Raw genomic sequence first — 4,732 nt, 5'->3', positions numbered from 1 at the left:
CGGGCCGCGGGCAAATCCGCAAGCCATGCGCGTGTGCTTGCCGCCGCCGAAGAGCTCGGCTACGTCGTGAACGGTCTCGCCCGGTCGATGATGGGCGTCGGCCGGCGCAGCATCGCGTTCGTGTCGAGCATCATGGTCGGCCCCACCTTCGCCACGATGGCCGGTGGTGCCGAAGACGTCGCGACCGCGAACGGGCACCTGTTCACGATGTGCACGACCGGCGGAGACGTCGACCGCGAGGCCGCGCTGATCGAGACACTCAGCGAGCAGCGGGTCGCGGCGGTCCTGCTGGTCGGCTCGACGCCCGCGACGGAGGAGTTCGAGCAGCGCGCCCAGCGGTACGCGACCACGCTCGCGCGAGTGGGCGCGAGGCTGATCCTGTGCGGTCGTGCCGCGCTCCCCCACCACCCGCAGATCGCATCGATCGACTACGACCACCGCGGCGGAGTGCGCAGCGGCGTCGAGCATCTCGTCGGGCTCGGGCATCGTCGCATCGCCTTCGTCGGCTCGCTCGACGAGATGACCACCCCTCACCAGCGCTTCCTCGGCTATCAGGACGGACTCGCCGGCGCCGGGATCGCGTTCGACGCCGCGCTGGCCGTGCAGAGCGGCAACTCCTCCGATGAGGCCGCCGCCGCCACCGTCGCATTCCTCGACAACCACTCCGACGTCACCGCGATCGTGTGCCAGACCGACGTCATGGCCGTGGGCGTCTGTCGTGCGCTGCACGAGGCGGGCATCGCGATCCCGGCGCACATCTCGGTCGTCGGCTTCGACGACATGCAGCTCGTGGCCGACCTGACGCCCTCGCTCACGACGGTGCGGGCGCCGTTCCACGACGTCGGCGAGCTCGCCGGACGCATCGCCGTCGGCGGGGCCTACGACGGTGCCGTGGTGCTGCCGAGCGAGCTGATCGTCCGCGGATCGACCGGCCCCGTGCGGGCCTGAGAACCGGACGACACCCCGCAGAGCGCAGACACGGCGACGAAGCGGTGCGACCGGAGAACTCCGACCGCACCGCTCACGCTCGCCAGCCTCAGTACGCCCCGAGATCCTGCCAGGGGCCGTGCGGGTCGCCCGGCTCCTGGTTCCTGGTCCACCAGGCCGCGCGGAAGGTGTGCCCCTCGTGCGCGACCGTCTCTCCGCCGACGTAGACGTGCGACGGCGTCCACGTGCGGACGCCATCGCCCGCCTCGGGCACCGGGGCACCCTGCTGCATCCACGACCCTGTCGCGGTGCTGCCGGGCCTTTCGTTCCGCGTCCACCACTGCGCCGTGTACACGGATCCGTCGTGCGACACCTCGTCACCGGTGTCGTAGACCGCGGCCGGGTCCCAGGCGGGCACCGCGGGGCCCGTCGCGACCTCGCCGAACACGATGAGCTCCGCCACGTTCAGGATCTGGCCGTTCACCAGCCGGATGTAGCGGAAGGCCGTGTCGTCCGTCACCGTCCACTGCTGCCAGTCGAGCGTCTTCGCGGGCGCCGCAGGGGTGAGCCGCGTCCACGACTGCAGGTCGTTCGATCCCTCCAGACGCATGTCCGCGATGCGCGAGGTGCCGTACCCGTCCTGACGCACGAGCAGGTCGGCTCCGCTGAGCGACACCGTCGTGTCGGGTCCGAAGTCCCACATGTTGCCGTAGGTGCCCGAGTTGAGTCGCGTGTCGGAGTGCGTCGCCGGATCGCCGTCGAGCATCCTGGCCGTGTACTGCGTCCAGGCGCCGTCGACAACTCCGTCGGGGCGCAGCACCGTCGCCTCCCGGAACGCGGAATCGATGCGTCCGTCATCGCTCGAGAGGAACAGCGTCGACCCGTCGGTGGTGGCGTACACCGTGTCGGCCTGCCGCCCGTCGGGCGTCGTGAAGTCGAGCGTGAACCCGACCGACGCGCCTGACGGCCCCCTGTCGGGCAGCACGGCTCGCGCGACCCACGTCCCCGACTCGGTCGAGGTGATCGAGGCCGGCACGCCGAGCACCGTCACGGCGACATCGGTCGAGCCGGGGTCACCGCTGATCGACAGCGTCACCTCGTCACCGGCGACCACGCGCCCGGCGACCGCGGCGGCAGACGACATCGAGACGGTGTCCATCGACCCGACGGCCTCGATGCGGGATCCGTCGATGCGGATGTCGGCGATGCTCCAGATGCCCGGGTACGCCGGGTCCGACGGGACGCCGGGCTCGTCGACCTGGAACTTCACGAAGCGGAACGCCTGGTCACGCACCTCGGCGCGAACCTCGACCCACTCCATCGAGGAGTCCTGGCCCGCGTTCGGATGCTCGGTGAGCAGCGTCCACGTGGCTCCGTCGTTCGAGCCGTAGACGTTCGTGCCCTCGGCGCGGTTCGGGAACGTGTCCCTCGCCTGGAAGCCGAACCGGTCGGCATCGACGCGGAACGCCGAGCCGAAGTCGAACACGATGCTCGGCACGCGCTGGTCTCCCCAGCTCGTCTGGTTGTCGCCGTCGGTGATGGCGGTCAGCTGCGCGGCCGTGAGCGGCGGAGCGCTCACGAGCGTGCGGTAGTCGAGCGTGCCGTCGGCCAGCACGGGGTTCAGCGTCACGAGACCCGACACGGAATCGCCGAGACTCTCGAGCAGTGCCGAGAAGGCCGCGGCATCCGCACCCGCCGCCCCCTGCTCGGCATCCGCACGCGCCTCGAGGAACGACGTCCAGCTCGCCGAGGTGTAGTCCGCGCTCGCGCCGACGCGGCCGACCAGCTCGGCGATCGCCGCATCGCGGCTCTCGGCCACCGTGATCGTCACGGGCAGCGCCGTCACCGTCGTGCCGTCGGATGCCGCGAGCGTCATCGCCGCGGCGCTCGGCTGCGACGGAGTCCAGCTCAGCTCGTCACCCTGCAGCGTCACCCCCGAAGGGGCATCCTGCAGCGAGAGCGTGACGGTCTCGCCGGCGGCGTCCGTCGTCTCGACTCCGCGCGTCCAGGGCTCGCCCGCGACCAGCACGGCATCGAGCGCGGGAGCATCCGTGAACGCCGGCGGCGTGAGCACTCCGCCGGCCTGCCAGCAGCCCCGCGACGTCGACCTTCGCGTCAGAGCCGGTCGCACGCAGGAACAGGATGTTGTCCCCCACCGCGGCGGGAGTCTTCGCCAGCGCCAGATCCAGCCAGACGTAGCGCCACTCACCACCCGTGTCGGGTACGACGATCTCGGCGAACGGCGGTTCCTCCGCGGTTCGGGCGGCCTGCAGACGCGCAGTGCCGTCGCTGCGCACCTTCACCCCCACCAGCGACTGGGCGGCGGCCCGGTCACCCCAGACGGCGCGCCTGATCGCGAGGTTCGCATCGTCGGCACCGGCATCGAGTCGGATGAACGACGCGCCGTCGGCATCCTCATCGCGCGCGGCGCCCGCGCCGAGTGGGGTGCCGAACGTCCCGACCGAGAGCTCGGCGCCGGGCGCGAGCGGTGCGACCGAGCCGTCGACGTCGGCGAGCTCCTCGGGGAACGCGACCCAGTACTCGGCACCGGTGTAATCGGAGCCGCGGTCGTTCCAGAAGTTCTGCACGCCCGTGCCGTAGTAGTACAGCGGGCCGTCGCGCTGCTCATAGAGCTCGGCGACATGGGGAGCCTCGGCGGCGACATCGACGTCGGCGACGTAGCGGTACTGCAGATACGCCTCGCTCAGCGGATCCTGCAGCCGGCCGCGGTACGCCTGCGAGATCGCTCCGCCCTCGTTCGCCGGAACGTAGGGGACCTCCTCGCCCATCATGAACGAGTAGAAGGTGTCGGCGCCGTCGAGGATGCGGTGGTCGAGGAAGTCGTAGGGCGAGACGGCATCCGCTGCCTCCGACACCGTCCCGGCATCCGGATCGATCCTCGTGCCCTGCGCGTCGACGATGCGGGCCAGGGCGACGAAGAGGTCGACGTCACCCTGGCCGTGCGCCTGGTCGCGCAGCATCTCCATGTGCTGCACGAACGGAGCACCGGTCGTGTTCCCGGCCGCATCCGCAGGGATCTCCCGGAACAGCTGCTCCAGCGAGCCGTTCACGTTGCCGCCGTACAGGTCGTGCTCGCTCTCGTAGCCGGCGTTGACCGTGAACCACTCCACCCGCTCGGCATAGAGGTCGGCGTCGTCGAGGAAGATCGCCGCCGAGATCATGCCGATCACCCCGTAGAGGTGCTGGTTCCAGAGCCGGTTCTTCGAGGACAGGAAGGTCTCGAGCACCGGGTGGATCAGATTGTCCTCGATGCGCTGCTGGTCGGCATCCGTCCACCGCAGGTCGTACCCGTCGAGGTCGGCGTCGGCCGGCTCGGTGCTGCGGATCAGCTCTGCCGCGATCAGCATGTAGTACAGCGGCACGCCCGTGTGGATATGGGCGTCGGCGAAGTACTCGTACTTCGCCGGGTCGAGGCTGCTCCACGCCCGCAGCCCGTGCAGGGCGTTCGCGCGGTACCGCTCGTCGCCCGTGACGACGTACTCGAGCGCCTGGGTCATCACACCGATGCCGTCACGCTGCGCCATCGAGCGCATCGAGACGCTGGCATAGGCGTCGTTCTTCGGGACGTCGGTGCCGGGCTGCGCGTTCTCGACGCGGTAGTCGAGCGCGGCGTAGCGGGTGTCGACCATCGCGTCGTAGTAGCTCGACCACGGATCGACCCCGGCGAGCACCTGCGTGCGCATGTTCTCGAGGTGGTCGGCCGTGAAGCCGATGCCCGGATGCGCGAAGCCGGCATCGCTGACGGTCTCGACGATCTCGGGTGCGGATCCGGCTGCGGCCGGGA

At 70.4% G+C, this 4,732-nt stretch carries 3 protein-coding genes; 1 reads left to right on the top strand and 2 read right to left on the bottom strand.

The annotated features are described in order from the left end of the window. A partial coding sequence (locus RTM68_RS16845; RefSeq protein ID WP_312173143.1) for a LacI family DNA-binding transcriptional regulator occupies positions 1 to 948 on the top strand: 948 nt, incomplete at its 5' end. An 88-nt stretch (positions 949 to 1,036) separates the two neighbouring features. Here the strand turns inward: RTM68_RS16845 and RTM68_RS16840 are convergent. Together RTM68_RS16840 and RTM68_RS16835 are read right to left on the bottom strand one after the other, a co-directional pair. Continuing rightward, on the bottom strand, positions 1,037 to 2,803 hold the full coding sequence (locus RTM68_RS16840) for a carbohydrate-binding protein (RefSeq protein WP_312173145.1): 1,767 nt from the start codon (positions 2,801 to 2,803) through the stop codon (positions 1,037 to 1,039). A gap of 40 nt (positions 2,804 to 2,843) precedes the next feature. Next, on the bottom strand, positions 2,844 to 4,732 hold a 1,889-nt coding region (locus RTM68_RS16835; RefSeq protein WP_312173142.1), incomplete at its 5' end, for an alginate lyase family protein.

The organism is Microbacterium sp., from assembly GCF_031988965.1.
GTDB lineage: Bacteria > Actinomycetota > Actinomycetes > Actinomycetales > Microbacteriaceae > Microbacterium.
Note: the sequence above shows the minus strand (reverse complement) of the source record. Positions and strands in the feature narration are given on the sequence as shown.